We start from the raw sequence: 20,240 nt of genomic DNA, 5'->3' as shown, positions 1-20,240 counted from the left end.
CAGCCAGTGACCGAGACTATGACATCACAACAGTACAATGCCGATTCGATTGAAGTGCTAACCGGGCTTGAACCCGTGCAGCGTCGCCCCGGAATGTATACCGATACCACCCGTCCCAACCATTTGGGCCAGGAAGTCATTGATAACAGCGTCGATGAGGCCCTTGCAGGGCATGCAGATGCTGTGCAGGTAATATTACATGATGATCAATCATTAGAAGTGATTGATAACGGCCGAGGGATGCCGGTGGATCTTCACCCTGAAGAAGGGGTTACCGGGGTAGAATTGATTTTTTGTCGTTTGCATGCCGGCGGAAAGTTTTCGAATAAAAACTACCAGTTTTCTGGTGGTTTGCATGGTGTGGGTATTTCGGTCGTAAATGCGTTGTCCAGTCGGGTCGATGTCACCGTGCGTCGCGATGGCAATGTTTACGAAATGGCATTTGAGCATGGTAATAAGGTATCAGAGCTAGCAATAACCGGCAGTGTGGGTAAGCGAAACACCGGAAGCCGTGTAAGGTTTTGGCCTACGCCGTCTTACTTCGATTCGCCAAAGTTTTCGGTAAGCCGAATGCTGCACGTGTTAAAAGCCAAAGCGGTATTGTGCCCCGGATTAACGGTTAGTTTTGATGACCGCGTAAATCAGCAGCAATACCAGTGGTGTTATCAGGCGGGTATTAAAGATTATCTGGCCGAATCGGTAAAAGACATGGTGTGTTTGCCGGAACAGCCTTTTGTTGGCAGTTTCAGTGCCAGCAACGAAGCTGTGGAATGGGCGTTGCTGTGGCTGCCGGAGGGCGGGGAACTGGTTACAGAAAGCTACGTGAACCTTATCCCGACCGCACAGGGCGGTACCCACGTTAATGGTTTACGCCAGGGGTTATTGGAAGCCCTGCGCGAATTTTGTGAATTCCGCAATTTGTTACCGCGCGGCATCAAGTTGTCACCGGAAGATGTCTGGGATCGCTGTGCGTACATATTGTCACTAAAAATGCAGGACCCACAATTTGCCGGTCAAACCAAGGAGCGATTATCGTCACGCCAATCAGCGGCATTTGTATCAGGTATTGTCAAAGATGCTTTTAGCCTGTGGTTGAATGAACACACCGATATTGCCGAAAACCTGGCAGATTTTTGTATTAACAATGCGCAGAAACGCTTAAAAGCCGCCAAGAAAGTTATCCGCAAAAAAGTGACGTCGGGTCCGGCCTTGCCTGGCAAGCTAACCGATTGTTCTGCACAGGATTTAAACCGCACCGAATTGTTTTTGGTCGAAGGTGACTCAGCCGGTGGCAGTGCTAAACAAGCGCGCGATCGTGAGTTTCAGGCTGTTATGCCCTTGCGGGGCAAAATTTTAAATACCTGGGAAGTAGACTCTGGGCAAATTCTGGCCTCACAAGAGGTGCATGATATTTCAGTTGCCATTGGTATGGACCCCGACAGCGACGACTTATCCGCATTACGTTACGGCAAAATATGTATTTTGGCGGATGCCGACTCAGATGGTTTGCACATTGCTACTTTGCTGTGTGCGCTATTTATGCGGCATTTTCGCTGTTTGGTTGAAACCGGACACGTGTACGTGGCTATGCCACCCCTTTATCGTATTGATATTGGCAAAGAGGTGTATTACGCGCTCGATGAAGACGAGAAAAACGGTATTTTAGATCGGATAGAGGCAGAGAAAAAGCGCGGTAAAGTTAACGTTCAACGCTTTAAAGGCCTGGGTGAAATGAACCCGCTACAACTACGTGAAACCACAATGGACCCAAATACCCGCCGCTTGGTACAGTTAACCATTGACGATGTTGAGCAAACGCTGGAAGTCATGGATATGCTGTTGGCAAAAAAACGCGCGACGGATCGACGGGAATGGCTGGAGCAAAAAGGCGATAAAGCCGCGATTACGGTTTAGGTGCTGCACACAGTGTTAAAGCAATTATATGTATAAGGCATCAATAGTGTGACGAAGTATATTAAATTTGCACTGCTTTGCAGTGTGTTATGGCTGCAACTTGCTATTGCGCAAACAGCAGAAACGGCTGATGAACCACCCGAGTGGCTTGCACAGGTTGCTGCGTTACAACGTCAGGAACCTGAGGCAATGCTAAAGCTGTTGCTACAGCACAAGGACGATGTGGCCAGCTTATCAGTGCATCAGCAAGCGAACTGGTATTTTCAACAAGCCTCTTTACTAGACGGTTTGGGGCGACATCAGGAACAACAGCAAGCCGCTCAGCAAGGCCTTAGTATTTTGGGCGACGAGCAATCCGTACTTAAAGTAAAACTGCTCTATACGCTGGGTTTCGCGTTGGAAATGCAAGCCAATTATCCGTTGGCGTTACAATATTATCAGCAGGGTATTGCGCTGGCGACATTGCTGGAAAACGATAAGCAAACACTCATGGGGCAAATTAATCATGCCGCTGTGTTAAGTGCCCAAAACCAGCAACAACAAGCACTGGCATTGTTAAAAGATACTTATCAACGTGCTCCGGCAGTAAACGACACTGAATTACTAGCCGAAGTGAATGCTGAATTGGGGCTGCTATATGCGTCTATGGCGTATGAGCAAGAGGCTATTGATTTGCTTAGCACCGCTTTACAGTTATATGAGCAACTCGGCTGGCAAAAAGAACAAATTGCGGTGCTGTTTAATCTGGCCCGCACCTACAGTTATTTGGAGCAATATTCTTTATCACTTGAGACGTACAACATGATGTTGCAAAAGAGTCTGCAGGTGCAGGACAATGTTAATTTGTATCATGCGTATTTAGGGCTGGCCATAACCAGTAGTGAAAGTGGCAGTGGTGATGCCGCGTTATCCTATATTGCCAAGGCCGAGCATTACTTACCTTTGTTGCAATCTACATTACACATTTCTACCCATCATTATGAAAAAGCAAAGATTTATCTAAACTTAAAGCAGGCATCGATGGCGATGCAGCAAGTGATATTAGCTGAGCGCGGTTTAACAGATGAAGGGGTCGAAGCGGATAGCCCAACCCGGCTAAATGTATGGTATCTAAAGGCGCAATTGCTGGCTGAATTGGGCGAATATGAACGGGCATATCGACAACTGGATGATTTTGTTTATATGTTTGAGGATGTCCGCAACAAAGAAAACGAGCTGGCAGTAGAACATCTGCGTATTGGCTTTGAACATGAGCGTCAGGTCCAACAGAACAGGCTGTTAGAACAAGACAACGAATTAAAAACACTACGCTTGCAACAAGCTGAGCGGCAACGTCAGGTGCAGTTACTTTGGCTGGCAATCCTCAGTTGCAGTACGCTGGTACTCCTTGTTTTATTACTGTGGCAACTCACCCGGCAAAAACATAAACTCCGGGTAACCACCTCAGACACTCCCGGGCAAACAGGATAAGTTATGACAGAGACTGTAATTTCCTATGATGGCGTTGAACAGTTACCGCTGCGTCGTTTTACTGAGGAAGCTTACTTAAACTATTCCATGTACGTCATTATGGATAGAGCATTGCCCCATATAGGCGATGGGTTAAAACCGGTGCAGCGGCGAATTGTATATGCCATGTCGGAGCTGGGTTTGTCACATCTGGCAAAATACAAAAAGTCAGCCCGTACTGTGGGTGACGTACTGGGTAAGTTTCATCCGCACGGTGATTCTGCCTGCTATGAAGCCATGGTACTAATGGCGCAGCCGTTCTCTTATCGTTATCCGCTGGTAGATGGACAGGGAAACTGGGGTGCACCGGACGATCCAAAATCATTTGCGGCAATGCGCTATACCGAAGCTAAATTGTCTCGATTCTCTGAAGTGTTATTGTCAGAGCTTGGCGCGGGTACTACCGATTGGTTGCCCAACTTTGACGGTACTTTAGAAGAGCCCAAAGTGCTGCCTGCCAGGCTGCCACATATTTTGCTAAATGGTATTACCGGTATTGCAGTGGGTATGGCAACCGATATACCACCGCATAATGCGCGTGAAGTGGCACATGCCTGTGCAGCACTACTGGACAACCCTCAAAGTACTGTACTGGATATAATGCAGTACGTAAAAGGCCCGGATTACCCAACCGACGCAGAAATTATCAGCCCGGCAGCTGATTTAGCGACTATTTACCAGACCGGTCGCGGCAGCATAAAGATGCGTGCTGTATACCTGCAGGAAGACGGCGATATTGTCATAACGGCATTACCGCATCAAACCTCAGGTGGCAAAATACTGGAGCAAATTGCTGCGCAGATGCAAGCCAAAAAACTGCCCATGGTGAGTGATTTACGTGATGAGTCCGATCATGAAAACCCCACCCGCATCGTTATTGTACCACGCTCGAATCGCATTGATGTTGAGCAGCTCATGCAGCATCTGTTTGCCACCACCGATCTGGAACGCAGCTATCGCGTTAATATTAATATTCTGGGTCTGGACAATCGTCCGCGCGTGAAAAACCTGCTGGAAATTCTCAGCGAGTGGCTGCAGTTCCGCCGCGATACCGTACGGCGCAGATTGCAATACCGGTTAAATAAGGTGCTGGACCGTATTCATGTTTTAGAAGGTTTATTAACCGCCTTTTTAAACATCGACGAAGTTATCCGCATTATTCGCACTTTTGATGAACCCAAGCCAGAGTTAATCGCTCACTTCGGTATTACCGAGCGCCAGGCGGAAGCCATTCTTGAGTTAAAGCTACGGCATTTAGCCAAGCTGGAAGAAATGAAAATTCGTGGCGAGTTAGATGAACTCGCCAAAGAGCGTGACAAGTTACAGGCAATTTTAGGTTCAGAGAAAAAGCTAACTAAGCTTATCCGTGACGAATTACTCGCCGATGCCGAAAAGTATGGCGATGATCGCAGAAGCCCGATAGTACAACGGGGCGAGGCGAAAGCACTGAGCGAAAAAGAGCTATTGCCCAGTGAGCCGGTTAGTGTGGTGTTATCTGAAAAAGGCTGGGTACGCTGTGCCAAAGGCCATGATATCGACGGCAATGCGCTTAGCTACAAAGCGGGCGATGCCTTTAAAGCCCTAGCCAGTGGGCGCTCTAATCAGCTGGCGGTGTTTATAGACTCCTCGGGGCGCAGTTTTGCCACCGAAGCGCATGAACTGCCATCAGCCCGCGGGCAAGGCGAGCCGTTAAGCGGGCGTTTTGCTGTGGTAGCGGGGGAAAGTTTTGACCATGTGTTATTAGGTGACGAGAAACAAGCACTGCTTCTAGCCAGTGATGCCGGTTACGGTTTTGTTGCGGAGTACAGCGACTTACTTAGCCGTAATAAAGCCGGTAAAGCAGTACTAAGCTTGCCATTGGGCGCCAAAGTCATGGCGCCAATGGTGGTGAAACACCCTGATACGGATCTGGTGCTGTGTATTTCTAATGAAGGGCGTATGCTGGTATTCCCGGTGGCAGATTTACCTAAGCTAAGTAAAGGCAAGGGCAACAAATTAATGTCGATACCGTCTGCAAGGGCCTCTAGCCGTGAAGAGTATGTTAGTCAGTTAGCCATAGTGCCTGCTACAGGCAGTGTTACCTTGGTTGCCGGAAAACGTAAATTAGGGTTAAAAGCAGACGATCTGGCGCATTACCATGGCGAGCGCGGCCGGCGCGGAAACAAATTACCTCGTGGTTTGCAGCGTATTGATGCGGTGTTGGTAAATCAGGTTGATGACACGGGTACTGAACCAAGTGGCAGTGATCAAACCAGCAGTACCGATTAAACCCGTTATACTGGGCGCCTGTTTTATGGCGCCTTTTTTTATGCTGCAATAAACGTCAACAATACGCGGCAGCAATTTGGAGAACCTGGTGATAGCGGTAGTTCGGATAGTTTTATTAATCTTGTTTTTTTTACTTAGTACCGTCGCAGGTTTACTGATTTGCTTGGTTAGGCCATTTCATCCCAACAACGTGTATATTTTTTCACATTGGTACGGTTGGGCAGCATGGATTTTTGGCCTGAAAGTAGAGATCCGTCAGCATAACGGCGCCGACATTGGCCAACCTTGTGTTTACATCGCGAATCATCAAAATAATCTCGACTTATTTACCATCAGTAACGCGGTTGAGTTGCGTACTGTTACGATTGGTAAAAAAAGCCTGAAATTTATTCCTTTCTTTGGTCAGCTATATTGGTTAAGCGGCAATATTCTCATCGACAGGCAAAACAAAAGCCGGGCATTAGGTGCAATGTTAGGTGCTGCAGAACGTATTGGCCGTGACAAGATTTCAGTATGGATGTTTCCTGAGGGCACACGCAGTTATGGCCGGGGATTATTGCCATTTAAAATGGGCGCATTTCATATTGCACTTGAAGCCAACGTGCCGGTGGTGGCAGTGTGTATGAGTAGTACCCATGGCCAATTTAAATTAAACCGCTGGAACAATGGCAAGGTGATTGTGCAAATAATGGCGCCACAAACACTGCAACGTGATCAGGTAAATATTCGTGAATTTGCACAAAATGTTCATCAGCAAATGCAGCAACAGATAGCGCTACTTGATAGCGAACTTGGCAACGACTACACTGCCAACAATATTAAAGCTAAAGAGTAATTTTATGGAAAACTGGCAGGAATTTACTGAAGACACCATCGCCGCATTATTAGAAGATGGCAGCGATCCAGACGCGCAGTACACTATTGAGCATCATTTTTACGACAAAGACTTCGCCAAATTAGAAAAATTGTCGGTAGAGCTATTTAAGTTAGGTTACGAAGTAACCGACGCCGAAGAAGTTGAGTTTGAAGACGGCAGTAATGCCTGGGTATTCGACGCTATACGCGAGCAATCGTTGGTAACTGAAACCATTGTTGCCGATGCGATAAAGCTGGAAGCACTGGCGAAAAAACATCATGTAGAATACGACGGCTGGGGCACCTACTTTGAAGGTGACGAAGACGATGTAGATTATGACGAAGACGACGAAGAATAATCGTCTTTAACCAAGTAAAAGCCGCTGTAAAGCGGCTTTTTTGTTTTGTTAAATATTTAATAATCTTTAACAATTTTATTTACAATGTGAAATTTTGTAACTAGTATCGCAGCAATTTTTTTTATTGGGGCAGCTTTGTCTAAGCAAATGCTTACAGGTGCCTGTGAAAATTGGAAGCAACATAGCCATGCTAGTGCCATTTAAGTTGATGATTAATAAATTTTTTACGCTATTTTTTGCCAGTGTTATTTTGTTCAGTTGCAGTATTAAAGCTACTGAGGCTAGTAGTGTTATAGGTACCGATGGTCGAGATATGATTGTTGCAGATTCTGTAACAACTCGAGTTGAGGCGGGCCGCGGCGATGATTTTATTATCGGTGGTGTTGGCGACAATACTTATGTCATCAGTAAAGATGACGGTGCAGACACTATTTACGAGCTGTCAGGAAATAACACTGTTGAATTTGACGCAGGAATTAGCTTTTCGGATATTGCCAGTGGCTTAATGAAGTCGGGTGACGATTTGGTGCTGCGCATTGGCCAAGGCGGTCAAACACTCACTGTGAAATTTTTCTTTTCACATAGCAATACCATCAACCAATTTCGTTTAAGCAATGGCCAGACAATTAGCAATGCCCAGCTGTTTGGTGCTTTTGGCATGGCCGCACCAACGGCAACCGCGGCTTTACCCGAGCTTGTCACCGCTCAGGCACCAGACTCAGAACTAACCGGCAGCGCTAATGCAGAAGTGCTGATTGCTCGTCATGGCACCTTGCTTATGCAAAGTTTAGCGGGTAACGATATTCTGGTTCCTCGCGGCCCTGCGGTAACCATGGAGTTTGGTTTAAACAGCGGCAAAAACCTGATTGTTGCTTACGAGGGTAACAATACCATTTTGTTTGGTGCTGACGTAGCTTTTAACGATATTGCTATGAACCTTCGCCGCAGTGGTGATGATTTGCAGCTTATTAACAGCCAGGATGGTAGCGAAGTAACGGTGTATCAGTTTTTTACCCGTGCTAATACCATCTCGCAAATTCGCTTTACCAGCGGCGGCGACATAGACGCTGCTCAGCTGTTTGGCCTGTTTGGCGTCGCTCCCCCAGAGCAAGCGCATCATTACTATATGGTAGCACCGGGCGTTAGCTTTGATAATAACGCACCAGGTGAAGGCAATGGTGACGGTGGAGATGATGGCGGTGGTTCTGGTGGCGGTGATGACGGTGATGGTTCTGGTGGCGGTGAAGATCCTGATCCCTGTCAGGGTGATAGCTGTGACACTGGCGATGAAACCAATTTTGTTATTATCGACGGCACTGCACAAGATGACTTATTAATTTCTGATGAGCGTGCTTCACTGTTCCGTGCCGGTACCGGCAACGACATTATGCTCGGCGGCGCCGGCAATAATCGCTATGTTATTGCTAAAGGTGATGGTGCAGATGTCATTATCGATACCGAAGGCAGTAACGAAGTGCATTTTGCCGCCGATATTGCCTGGAGCGATATTAGCAGCGGCTTAGTGCGCTCGGGCAACGATTTAATGTTGCGCATTGGCCAAAGCGGCCAAACATTAACGATACAAAGCTTTTTTACTCTGGCTAACACCATAGAGCTGTTTAAATTAGACTCAGGCCAAACACTTACCCGCCAGCAGTTGTTTCCCATTTTTAGCGCCACAGCACCATCGCAATCCTTACCAGCGCGCCAACTCATTTTAGGCCGTTCAGGCGAAACTCTGCTGCAAGGCACAGAGGGCGGCGATATTTTACTAAACCGGATGGCAGTCACCAGTATTGATGCCAAGGCTGGTGATGACATTATCATTGCGCAATATACCGCCCCATCATACGAAACTGATGCAGAAGGCACCGTTTATAGTTGGGATGAACAACGATTGACGTTGCAGTTCGAAGCCGGACATGGCAAAGACGTTGTCTATACGCTAGGCGATACTGCACTTAAAGTACATTTAAACTTTGCGGAGGGAGTTTCCCGCCAAACTGTGTTTCAAAATATGCGACGCATGGCTAATGATTTAATTATTAAAACCTATTCTGCAGCAGATGAACTGCGCTTTGTTAACTTTTTTAGCCATTACAATCATTTAGCAGAGATGAAATTTGCCGATGATGATGGCGTGAGTATCTATGACACTGATATATACGAAGGTTTTAATAGTGAGCAACCTGAGCAGCCGCTGCAGTTAGTAGTGGGTTTATCTGGCAATACGTTGTTGAGCTGTGAGGATTTATTTTCGCGCCATGACAGTGCAGCACTTTCTGATTTTCAGCATGATGTTGACTTGAACATACAGCCGCCATCAAATCTGGTGGCCAGTATACACCGCAAAACGTTCATTCCGTTTACTGTTGCCAACGCCAACGATGTACTGACGTGTTTTATGCTCGAATCTGCTCCGGCACAAATGACTATGCATCCAGACAGCGGCGTACTAAGTTGGGCACCAGAGCGGGGGGATATAGGTACTAAAGATATTACTATTACTGTCGTTACGGATGGTCAAACATATAATCAGGCACAGTTTACGTTGCTTGTGCCTGATCTTAACCAACCACCTGTATTTACCAATAATCCTAAAAATGTTGCTTTTGCAACGGTGTCATTCGAAGACAGAATAAGCGCGGCAGATAATGACAATTATAATGACGCAATCGAGTTTAGCCTTGTCATAGCGCCGGCAGGATTAACCCTTACCCCAATAAACAATACTCAGGCTGATATCCTGTGGCAACCTAACGCTGAGCAAGTGGGTACGCATAACGTTGTTATTCGAGCACAAGACAAATACGGTAAGTATTCTGAGTTAGCCTATAACATTGAAGTTAAAACCTTTTACACCTTAGCGGACTTGCCACCGGGATATTCCCGGGTGCCAAAAACCGGTGTTACTTCATTTAACAGCCCGCTTGAAGACGGTGCAACCCAAATTGGTACCGATCGGGTATTTGAACGTGACCACGAACGTGAGGTTGTAACTGACCGTGTGTCAGGCCTTGTCTGGCAAGATGATATAGCAGTCACTGAGATTAAACGTTCACATTCAGGTGGGCAATATTACTGCAGCAACCTAGAACTGGGTGGTATCACTGACTGGCGCTTACCCACCCGTTTAGAAATGGCCTATCTTACGCCGATACGTGGCGGTGCACTCAACCGTGCGTTTAAAAACCAGGCTAGAAATAACAGTTATTACTATCCCTACCTTGCTGAAGAAGTTGGCAGAGACAGCGGCATCGTTAACGCCCGGGTTATGTATAACACTTTATCGTTTAACACAGGTGAAGTGCATGCCATTAATTACAATATGTCTGAATATGTGCGTTGTGTTTCTGGCGAAAAACATTACAAACCGGTTTATAAACGTATCGAACAGCATGACGTGGTGATTGATACCACTCACCGTTTAATGTGGGAAGATGGCCCACAAATCGCACGTGAGACTCCACTACTTTGGCCAGAGGCGGCACAAATTTGTGAAGATACAACTCTAGCTGGTTTTACAGATTGGCGTTTGCCCAACCGCAACGAGTCACATTCACTGCTAGCAACTTTTGATGCATATGGTGGTGCAGAGCGCAATGGCAGCCCAAGAATGCCATCACCGTTCCGCTATTTACCTAAATCGAGTGTACGGGATTTTGGCTATTGGCCGGCTTCCAATCCAAACATCGTATTTTACTATCGTTCTTATTCTGACTCTGAGCACATGACGCTCGGGGGCTTAGTAAATCAGTCAACTAACAATAAAGGTTACCCGCGCTGTGTACGAACTTATGCGGAAACACCTGAGACTACGCCAGTTGCAAAGTGGATTGTACCGGAAGAAGGATGGGTAAACGGCGAATTACAGTTCGATGCCAGCCAAAGTTATGTCGAAGCTGGTTCACTGAGCTTTGCTTGGTATCTTGATAACGCTTTAATATCTGAGTCAGCTATTACTACAATTAGTTTTGAGGAGCCAGGTAGCTATGCTATCCGTTTGGTAGTTACGTCCGATATGGCTGTTAGTAAAAGCCTGGAGACAACCATCAATATTACGTCGGGGCGCTCGTTCTCGCATTGTCCAACGTTGCCTGTAACGGATGATCTCGGTTACAACGGCTTATATCCTCAAGACAATATCGCCTGGACCGGTGGCAATGCCGAAACGGTAGACGATATCGCCCGCGCTTTTAACTATGCCCGAAGTTTGGACCCTTCGGTACATCAGTATCTTTTAATGCCTGAGCAAGCCCAGTGGGATGCAATGAGTGTGCAGCAAAAAGGCCTGTATCTGGTTAATGCCGAGCGGGTAGCCCGGGGTATTAAACCTTATGCCGGTTTTGATGCAGCCATGGTAGAAGTGGCGCAAACGTATGCCACGTACATACAAAGCCGCAATCAAGTAATAGGCCATTACAACGATGGCCGCTCACCAATGCAGCGTATGCAGGCGCATAGCTATATTGGTGCCAATGCCGATAGCTTTATAAGCAAGCCAGAATCGGTAGCTGGTGCTACAGATCCAAACCCTATTAGCGACAATATTGCATTGGCAAAAGCCATTTATTTCTGGCTTTACTACGACAAAGACTGGTTTGTCGCCTTTGGTATCGACGGCACGCCGTGGGGCCACCGCAATCACTTGCTACAAACCGGCTTAGACGATAACCATGCTGATAATACCACCGAAGGAGTAGTCGGTTTTGGCCTGGCCAAAGGCTTATATCAGCCGGGCGTTAATCCAGTTATTAAGCAAGGTGCAGTAACGGTATTTAAAACCATCGATCAGGGGCCAAACTGGGATAGCAGTCGTATTCAAACTGTAGATGTTAGCCAGGCGCAGGGCTGCCCGGTGCATCAGCTGGAGGTGGATGTAAATGAAGCTGAACTTAGCGGTTTGCGGCAATTAACCATTACCCCAGCCAGTGTGCATTTAGCGCTGGGCCAAAGCACCCAGTTAACCGTTACCGGTATTTACAGCGATGGCAGCCAGCGTGATTTAACTGCCTTGGCGCAGTTTAAAGCCGATGCTTACTCGGTAGTGTCGGTACAAAATGGTGTGCTGTATGCCGAGCAAGCGGGCGATACCACGGTATCGGTTAGTCTGGCCGGTATTGAATCTAACCGAGTGTATATCAGCATTGGCGAACCTGCCGATACCACAATATTAAATGGCACTGAAGCTGAGCCATTAAAAGCTTACATAGCTGAAAATGCCACCGTACGCAGCATTAACCCACTGGCGGTGGCGGTATATAGCGGTGTGGTGCAAGACCGCTATGGCTACCCAATGGCCGACGTGCAGCTAAGCCTGTTAAATGCGTCGGAATATGGCTCGGTTAAAACCAATGCGGATGGCCGCTTTATGCTAGCCGGCCCGGCCGGTGAGCAAACCGTCGTGTATGAAAAACCGGGCTATGTGGTACTGCAGCGCAGCACTATTGGAGCCAGTAGCAGCTGGGCGGCATTGCCAAATGTCACTTTGCTTGAACGCGACAGCAAACAAAGCCTGATCGATTTAACCGCCGGTACAGCGCAGGTGCACCAGTCATCGGTTATAAGCGATGAATTTGGCGAACGCCGCGCTACGGTAGTGTTTAATGGCATTACCTCAGCCGAGATCCGCAGCCAAAACGGCGCGCGTCGGCCGATATCGCAGTTTATGTTCAGCGCCACCGAGTTTGAAACCCCGGCCTCAATGCCAGGTGAATTGCCTGCGGAAACCGCCTTTACCTGGGCGTCAGACTTACATGTTGATGGCACTCACTACACCGACTCAGTGCATTACAACGCTGACGTGGTACTGTACTTAGATAACTTCCTCGGCTTCCCGGTAGGCGAAATCGTGCCGGTGGGCTACTTCGACCGCACTATCTCGAAATGGATAGCCTCGCCCAATGGTGTGGTGGTGCGCCTGCTGGATACTAACGGCGACGGCACAGTAGATGGCGTTGACTACAACGATGATGGCATCGCCGATGATATTAATAGCGACGGCATTACAGCTGATGAAGCTATTGGCTTAACCGGTTACGCTGCTGGCGATACGCTATGGCGCGCCGCGTTTGACCATATGACGCCCTATGATTTGAATTGGTCGGCCGGCTCAGACGGGCGTGACCCAAATAATCCGGATGCCGACGCCAATGGTGAAACCGAGCTGGATATTGAAGAATGTACCGCAGTTGGCTCTTATGTTACTCCTAAACCATTGGTACTGCATGATGATATTGGCATTACCGGTACGGGCATAGCACTGCATTATTCCAGCCAACGCACTGCAGGCTACCAGCACAAAATTACTGCCACGGTAAGTGATGATGAGTTGCCGCCAGGCGTGGTGGAAATGATCGCCACGCTTGAAGTGGCCGGCAGGTTGTTTGAGCAGCGCTTTGCTCCGGCGATTAACCAGCAGGTAGAGTTTATCTGGGATGGTACTAACGCCGCAGGTAAACGGGTTGAAGGCGGTGTTCGCGCGCAACTACGCATTGGTTATGCGTATCCTGCAGCTTACTTAAGCTCTGGCAACGCAGCCAGCAGTGGCCAGCCGTTAAGCAGCTTCCCTATGGCTTGGGCGCAGTGGGGCCAAACCGTTACCAATGTGGCCGGCCGCGAAAACGATGTGCGCTGGAGCAGTAACGTAGTACCGCTGTTTAACATACCGCAAAGCCCGATAGCCAATGGTTGGTCATTGTCTGAGCACCATGTACTTAGCCCGTTCAACCGTATTTATTTGGGTGACGGCAGTACGATGGACGTTGAAGCCGCCGGCAAGGTGCTAAAAACCGGAATAACCGAAAGCCAATACCCGGGTGATGATGGTAGTTACCAGCAATTTGGTGCCGATATCAGCTATAGCATTACCAGCCATGGCACGGTACAGGACAATGTTACCGGTTTGCAATGGCAGCACCTAACCAGCCCAGCCGTGCGCTTTGCAACCAAAGCGCAGGCAAACAGCTATTGTGCCGCCTTGCCACAAAACCCGGATACAGCTCTGCCGTGGCGCCTGCCGACGTCAAAAGAAGTGGCATACACCATAGATAAAGCGGCTAACGTGCAGTTTATGGCGATGTACACCACAGAAATGCAAAGCTACTGGAAGCAAAACACCTATAACCCGGATAACCGGATGATCCCGGCGCTATGTGTCAGTGGCGAGCCGCTGGACGAAAAATACAGCCGCGAACTGCAAGCCAGCCCCGCAGATGAGGTGGTGGTAGACAGTGCCACCGGTCTAATGTGGCAGGACAGCCCGGCAAACAGCAGTTTGCAGTTTGGCTGGCAGCAAGCTATTGATTACTGTGAAAACCTAGACCACGCCGGTTTTGAAGACTGGCGCTTACCTAACGTAAACGAGCTTAGCTATGCCCTGCCAAACACTGTATTTTCGCATCAAACCAGCTTGCCGGAAATGCAGCAGGGCAGGCCCTGGTCACCTGGGGTTGACTTCCGTCGGCCTTACTGGGCATCTACGCCGAATGTTATGGCGGCAGCGACTCAAGCCTGGGCTCTGGAAAGCGCCGGTTACTCGCACCACCGCTATGAGCACACCGAGCAATACTACGCCCGCTGTGTACGTAACGACTTAACCCGTATCAAGAGCCCTTATGTGTTTGACCGCAGCGGCAAACATGTTCGTACGCTGGATCAAGTAACAGGCAAGGTGTTAATGCACTTTGACTACAACAGTGCCGGCCAGTTGGTGGCAGTGCGCGATAGGTTTGATAACAGCTTAACCATTCGCCGCGACAGCAATGGCGTAGCGACAGAGCTGGAAACCAGTGACGGCTATATCACCCGCTTAAATGTTGATCATCAGCACGATTTGCGTGCTGTGCAGTACGCTGATAACAGCGCATATAGCTTTAGTTACGTTAATGGCCAAATCATTGAAAAACGCGACCCTAACGGCCACCTGTTTAGCCGCGGCTACGACCAGCACGGCCGTATTAGCTACAGCGATGACAGCGAAGGCGGCATTTGGCGCTTCTTCAGTGAGCGCGATGCCTACACCGGTAATTTACGCTATGGCTATACCACGGCAGAAGACAACCTGTATGAAACGCAGTTGTCTAAGCTTAGCAACGGCGATTTGCAGCAGCGTATCCGCTTTACTGACGATAGTTTGCAGCAAAGCATTCGCGCAGCAGATGGCCTGCGTAACAGCTACCAGAGTGCCGGCGTAAGCAGTGTGGTGGATAAAACCCGCGATGCGGTAACCGGCCAGCCAATACCGGCCAATATCAGCAATACCATGCCATCGGGCTTGCAACAGCAAACGGTGCTACAAAAGCAGTATGGCAGCAATGGCACTGACACCAGCCGCGTAACGGTTTCAATAAATACCAATGGTAAAGTCAGTACCATTCATAACGATGCTGTTACGGGTGTTAAAATCGAACTTAGCGCCGCACAGCGTGAAGTGGTGTACCAGTATGACCCGCAAACCCTGTTGTTAAGCTCGGTGCAGGTAAGTGGTTTGGCTACAGAACACTACCGCTATGACAGCCGTGGCCGTTTAGTGCAAACGCATGCGGGTGACAGGCTAACGCAGTTTGAATACGCCGCCCATGGCAAAGGTAATGTTACCGCGGTTACTGATGCAGAGGGTTATGTTACCGAGTACAGCTACGATGTAATGGGCCGGGTTACCTCAACCCGGTATCCGGACGGCACTGAACTGGTACTAAGCTACGACAGCAACGGCAACGTTAGCAGTTTAACGCCGCCAGGCCAACCGGCGCACCAGTTCCATTACAATGGTGTGGGTAACGAGTCGGCTTACACGCCGCCGGCAGTAGCCGGTGCCACTGTGCCCACTACGCATTACCATTACGACCGTGACCGCAAGCTTACCGGTATAACACGGCCAGACAGCCAGCAAATTAACTTCAGTTATGCTACGGGCAGCTCGCAGCTGCAAAGCCTTCAGGCGCCGCAGGGAGATTACGCGTACAGCTACAATACGCATGGCCAGTTAACGGCAGTCACTTCGCCGTATGGCATACACAACAGCTATAGCTACGACGGTAATTTACCGCTAACCGAAAGCTGGAGCGGGTTAATAAACGGTGAAGTAAGCTACAGCTACAATAATGACTTTGCGGTAACGGCGCAGTGCATTAACGGCGGCGACTGTGTGGCTTACAGCTATGACGCTGATGGTTTAATTACCGCTGCGGGTAACCTAAACCTTACCCTGGCTGCGCAACAAGGCGGCGTGCTAACCGCTACGCAACTGGGTAATATCAGTAGTGTACTTGAGCACAACGACTTTGCCGAGTTAAACAGCGTAACCAGCCGGTTTAACAGCCAGCCACTGCATAGCATGGCACTGGTGCGCGACAACCTGGGGCGGATAACGCGTAAAACCGAAATTGTTGGCGCAGACACCGTAGTAAGCGATTACCACTACAACAGTAATGGCCGCCTGTACAAGGTAGTGCGAAATGGCGACACGGTAGAATACAGCTTCGACGCCAACGGCAACCGCCTAAGTAAAACCAGCGGCAGTGGCGTGGTAAGCGCAAGCTATGATGCGCAAGACCGGCTGCTAACGCATGGCACCTGCAGCTACAGCTACAGCGCCAATGGCGAATTGCAGCAAAAGCAGTGCGGTGATGCTGTTACCCAGTACCAGTACGATGTGTTTGGCAACCTGCAAAGCGTTACGCTACCTGATAGCGGTGCAGGTGTTACCAGCATTGAATACCTGATTGACGCCAGCAACCGCCGGGTAGGTAAAACGGTAAATGGCACAGTGCAATATGGTTTATTGTATGGCGACCAGTTAAACCCGGTAGCGCAGTTAGATGCCAATAACAACGTGGTTGCACGTTTTGTCTATGGCAGCCTGGGCAACGTGCCAGACTATATGGTAAAAGGCGGTATAACTTATCGCTTTATTACCGACCAGTTAGGCTCGGTGCGGCTGGTGGTAAACAGCCAAACTGGCGACATAGCCCAGCAGCTTAGCTATGATGAGTTTGGTATTGTTACCCAAGACACTAACCCTGGTTTTCAGCCCTTCGGCTGGGCCGGTGGCCTGTACGACACCGACACCGGTTTAACCCGCTTTGGTGCGCGCGATTACGACCCGGTAACAGGAAGATGGACCAGTAAAGACCCTATCCGTTTTGGCGGCGGCGACAGTAACTTATACGGCTACGTACTAGGCGACCCGGTAAACTTTATTGACCCAACCGGGGAGATACTGCAGGTTATCGTTGGCCGGGCACTGTTTGGTGCCGCCAAAGAGTTTCTGTGGCAGGTAGTAATAGAAGGCCGCTCACTGGGCTGTGTCGACTACTGGCAGGTAGGTGCGGCAGCACTGCAAGGCGCGTTTACTGGGGGCGTTGGGCCGAGGGGTATTAAAGCCGGTAAAGGCGAGGTCTTTTACAAGACGACAGGCGAAGCAACCGCCGCAGCGAAGAAGTTAGGTTTTGTGAAGATTAAAGACAAAGTTCATGACCAAGCGGTTTATTACAACAGAAAAACGAAAGAATACATATCACGTGATGTTGGTAGTGGTGATGGCAATGGCTCACATAACGGTGGCGTTTGGAAAAAAGCCAAGTCGGTTAAAGAGCTGGGAAGCAATAACACCCGTGGTGGTACCTTTGACGCTGCACTGAACAAAATAGGGAAATAACCGGATATGTTAGCTTCAGAATTAATTGAAAAACTGCGATTACCAGATGGTACATCCAAGCCGCTTTTTTCATTGATTGGAGGTGATTCTTCGCGCAGGCTTTTTGTCTGTCGGTTTGGTTGCTTGGAGGATTATCCAACAATATTGATTACTGTCGATGAGCCTCTACCAAAGAACAAAAACAGCAAAGTGTTGTTAGAAGAACTTTTTATCTGGATAAATGAAGATAATTATCCAGATTCTGAAGTGTATTTGGAAAGCATTTTTGAATACCCTGATGAAAGCTACGATTTCCGGTATTTCAAATTGCAGACCATTCGTGATGAAAGCGACCATCTTATTCTGATTGGTGACAAGGCTGAGGCGCTGGAGTTAAGACAGCACTATGATGCGTTCGATGAAAGTATGTATGCAGATGAAGAAGAGTAACGTTTAGCTGGTTTTTTTTAATAACTGCACGCTAAAAGCGTGCAGTTTTCATTAGACGCGGGAAAAAGATTACTCTTGGCAGAGTAAAGGGAGCCATTCGGCTGGGCCGGCGGCCTGTACGACACCGATACCGGTTTAACCCGCTTTGGTGCCCGCGATTACGACGCCCAAACCGGCCGCTGGACCAGTAAAGACCCAATCCGCTTTGGTGGTGGCGATAGTAACTTATACGGGTACGTACTGGGTGACCCGGTAAACTTTATTGACCCAACCGGGGAGATACTGCAGGTTATCGTCGGCCGGGCACTGTTTGGTGCCGCCAGAGAGTTCCTTTACCAGGTAGTCATAGAAGGCCGCTCACTGGGCTGTGTTGACTACTGGCAGGTAGGTGCGGCAGCGTTGCAGGGCGCGTTTACCGGGGGCGTTGGGCCGAGGGGTGTTAAGGCCGGTAAAGGTGCTGGCAAATTCAAAAGCCCTAACCAAATGAATCAGCAAATCAAGCGGGGTGATGCGCCTGATGGTGTTACGCGTGTTGATGTAGGTAAAGTTAAAGGAGAGCAAGCGCATATCCACTTTAAAGATGGTTCTGCATTGAATATTGATGGTACTTGGAAACATGGCGGTACAAAATTGACAAGTCAGCAAGCAAAGTGGGTGCAACAAAATGGCTGGAGTTTACCTAAAAAATAAAGACGTAATTAAGGCTTTTTCTCATTGGCTCGATGATTCAATGCGGTTAAAGGGGCAGGTTTACCTTTTAACCGCCCATGTTTCATCTTTTGTAGAAATCGAACTTAAAGGTGAAGAGTTACTAGATTTCTCAATAAATGTTTTTTTTGAACTAGTAAGTGAAATTATTAAAAAAGGCTGTATTGCTGAGTTTATGCCTGTCTTGGTTCTTCCATTAGATTGTTCAGATTACCTGAGCTTTTGGGATGATACTAAACCACTATATAGCCAGCTTTCAGATGAGCCACCTAGTATCTATCTTCTAGACAGGGATAAGGCAAAGTTTCCAGAAAAATCGGAAGAATATAGAGTTCCAGTTGAGCTTGGCTTGGCTAAAGTAGAAGGAATGGAGCTTAATACATATTACCGATGCTTTCGGGATGTGATGTCTATTGAAAATGATTGGGAATTCAATAGGGCGATTTATATTGAATGTTATCCCACTCAATTCATTTTTTAATTCGGTAGATAAAGCCAGCCGCTTAAAAGCGGCTTTGTTCTGATTACGATGCCCAAACCGGCCGATGGACCAGTAAAGACCCCATCCGCTTTGGCGGCGGTGACAGTAACTTATACGGTTACGTACTGGGTGACCCGGTAAACTTTATTGACCCAACCGGGGAGATACTGCAAGTAATCGTCGGCCGGGCACTGTTTGGTGCTGCCAAAGAATTCCTGTGGCAGGTAGTAATAGAAGGCCGCTCACTGGGCTGTGTCGACTACTGGCAAGTAGGTGCAGCAGCACTACAGGGTGCGTTTACTGGGGGGGGTGGGCCGAGGGGTGTTGCAAAGAACGCAGGAAGTTATCGCCCCGATAGAAAATTACCTAGAGATAAAAACGGAAACCCGGTCCCCGATTCAGATGCACCACATACTCAGCTTGGTACAAAGAAAGGCCGAAATGGTGATTATACCCAGGCTAGAGAGTTTGACGGGAATGGTAAACCCGTTCGGGATATAGATTTTACTGATCATGGGAGACCACAAAATCACACAAATCCGCATCAGCATGACTGGGTTCCAAATCCAACCGGGGGAACTCCTCAGCATGGACCAGCTAAACCATTAGGGATGCCGTAATGACAATAGAATCAAATAATATGTTTAGGCCTGATGGCACTCGCGTGCAGTTAATTGACTGGTTAAATGGAATTGAGCCGAACAATCTCAATTGGTCTGTTTTAGACTTTAATGGCATTGGTCAAGCGCCAAATGATTTATCTATGGATGAATTTGAAGATGCTATTAGATCCGATTCAACTGGGTTTAAAATGAGTTGGGATGAGCTGATAGTTTTCGCTCAGAGTTTGGAGCAAACTATTGAATGTTTAATTATTGCACTTGACCCCAATGTTGAATTTGTTGGTGAAGATCTCGCAAAGGATGATTTCTCATCCTGTGAAATAATTATTCAGGCTTTTGATAGTACTGAATGGAGAGCCAAAAAGAATTAATTTTTAATTCGGATTGTTCTTATTTGAAGCTCGTAAAACTGGGTTCAGATAAAAATATTAAGA

10 protein-coding genes and 3 pseudogenes are annotated in these 20,240 nt (G+C 48.1%); all 13 read left to right on the top strand.

Going from position 1 to position 20,240, the window contains the following annotated elements:
- The first annotated feature begins 18 nt into the window (after window positions 1-18).
- The 13 genes and pseudogenes from parE (at window position 19) to ORJ00_RS05255 (ending at window position 20,177) form a co-directional block, all read left to right on the top strand.
- Window positions 19-1,914, top strand: coding sequence for a DNA topoisomerase IV subunit B (gene parE, locus ORJ00_RS05310; RefSeq protein ID WP_305976751.1), 1,896 nt, complete (start codon window positions 19-21; stop codon window positions 1,912-1,914).
- 48 nt (window positions 1,915-1,962) lie between these two features.
- On the top strand, window positions 1,963-3,384 hold the full coding sequence (locus ORJ00_RS05305) for a tetratricopeptide repeat protein (RefSeq protein WP_306137820.1): 1,422 nt from the start codon (window positions 1,963-1,965) through the stop codon (window positions 3,382-3,384).
- Window positions 3,385-3,387: 3 nt separating this feature from the next.
- On the top strand, window positions 3,388-5,691 hold the full coding sequence (gene parC / locus ORJ00_RS05300) for a DNA topoisomerase IV subunit A (protein ID WP_306139201.1): 2,304 nt from the start codon (window positions 3,388-3,390) through the stop codon (window positions 5,689-5,691).
- Window positions 5,692-5,779: 88 nt separating this feature from the next.
- Window positions 5,780-6,526 (top strand): 1-acylglycerol-3-phosphate O-acyltransferase, encoded by a 747-nt coding sequence (locus ORJ00_RS05295; protein WP_306139200.1) that lies wholly within the window; start codon window positions 5,780-5,782, stop codon window positions 6,524-6,526.
- A gap of 4 nt (window positions 6,527-6,530) precedes the next feature.
- Window positions 6,531-6,905, top strand: coding sequence for a ribonuclease E inhibitor RraB (gene rraB, locus ORJ00_RS05290; RefSeq protein WP_306139199.1), 375 nt, complete (start codon window positions 6,531-6,533; stop codon window positions 6,903-6,905).
- A 187-nt stretch (window positions 6,906-7,092) separates the two neighbouring features.
- Window positions 7,093-10,686, top strand: a pseudogene (locus ORJ00_RS18995) (Lcl domain-containing protein); the annotation flags it as partial.
- Window positions 10,687-13,257: 2,571 nt separating this feature from the next.
- Entirely contained in the window at window positions 13,258-17,565 is a 4,308-nt protein-coding gene (locus tag ORJ00_RS18990) for an Lcl domain-containing protein (RefSeq protein WP_370304638.1), read from the top strand.
- Window positions 17,566-17,571: 6 nt separating this feature from the next.
- The gene (locus ORJ00_RS05280; RefSeq protein WP_306139197.1) at window positions 17,572-17,994 is read left to right on the top strand and encodes a hypothetical protein; all 423 of its coding nucleotides are present in this window, start codon (window positions 17,572-17,574) and stop codon (window positions 17,992-17,994) included.
- A 102-nt stretch (window positions 17,995-18,096) separates the two neighbouring features.
- Window positions 18,097-18,258 (top strand): annotated as a pseudogene (locus ORJ00_RS05275) (RHS repeat-associated core domain-containing protein); the annotation flags it as partial.
- 219 nt (window positions 18,259-18,477) lie between these two features.
- Window positions 18,478-18,684 (top strand): hypothetical protein, encoded by a 207-nt coding sequence (locus tag ORJ00_RS05270; RefSeq protein ID WP_306139196.1) that lies wholly within the window; start codon window positions 18,478-18,480, stop codon window positions 18,682-18,684.
- On the top strand, window positions 18,659-19,183 hold the full coding sequence (locus tag ORJ00_RS05265) for a hypothetical protein (RefSeq protein WP_306139195.1): 525 nt from the start codon (window positions 18,659-18,661) through the stop codon (window positions 19,181-19,183). Before ORJ00_RS05270 ends, ORJ00_RS05265 begins: the two co-directional genes overlap by 26 nt.
- Before the next feature lie 56 nt (window positions 19,184-19,239).
- A pseudogene (locus ORJ00_RS05260) lies at window positions 19,240-19,803 on the top strand (RHS repeat-associated core domain-containing protein); the annotation flags it as partial.
- Window positions 19,803-20,177 carry a hypothetical protein gene (locus ORJ00_RS05255; protein ID WP_306139194.1) on the top strand — a complete coding sequence of 125 codons (375 nt, stop codon included), beginning with the start codon at window positions 19,803-19,805 and terminating at the stop codon, window positions 20,175-20,177. The pseudogene ORJ00_RS05260 and the gene ORJ00_RS05255, both read left to right, overlap by 1 nt.
- Window positions 20,178-20,240: the final 63 nt, after the last annotated feature.

This window comes from Rheinheimera baltica, assembly GCF_030731985.1.
GTDB lineage: Bacteria > Pseudomonadota > Gammaproteobacteria > Enterobacterales > Alteromonadaceae > Alishewanella > Alishewanella baltica.
Note: the sequence above shows the minus strand (reverse complement) of the source record. Positions and strands in the feature narration are given on the sequence as shown.

Bases quoted from the DNA above. Each gene is read 5' to 3' on its own strand.
- rraB (WP_306139199.1), top strand. From the start codon at position 6,531: ATGGAAAACTGGCAGGAATTTACTGAAGACACCATCGCCGCATTATTA.
- parC (WP_306139201.1), top strand. From the start codon at position 3,388: ATGACAGAGACTGTAATTTCCTATGATGGCGTTGAACAGTTACCGCTG.
- ORJ00_RS05280 (WP_306139197.1), top strand. From the start codon at position 17,572: ATGTTAGCTTCAGAATTAATTGAAAAACTGCGATTACCAGATGGTACA.
- ORJ00_RS05270 (WP_306139196.1), top strand. From the start codon at position 18,478: ATGAATCAGCAAATCAAGCGGGGTGATGCGCCTGATGGTGTTACGCGT.
- ORJ00_RS18990 (WP_370304638.1), top strand. From the start codon at position 13,258: ATGATCGCCACGCTTGAAGTGGCCGGCAGGTTGTTTGAGCAGCGCTTT.
- ORJ00_RS05265 (WP_306139195.1), top strand. From the start codon at position 18,659: ATGGCTGGAGTTTACCTAAAAAATAAAGACGTAATTAAGGCTTTTTCT.
- parE (WP_305976751.1), top strand. From the start codon at position 19: ATGACATCACAACAGTACAATGCCGATTCGATTGAAGTGCTAACCGGG.
- ORJ00_RS05255 (WP_306139194.1), top strand. From the start codon at position 19,803: ATGACAATAGAATCAAATAATATGTTTAGGCCTGATGGCACTCGCGTG.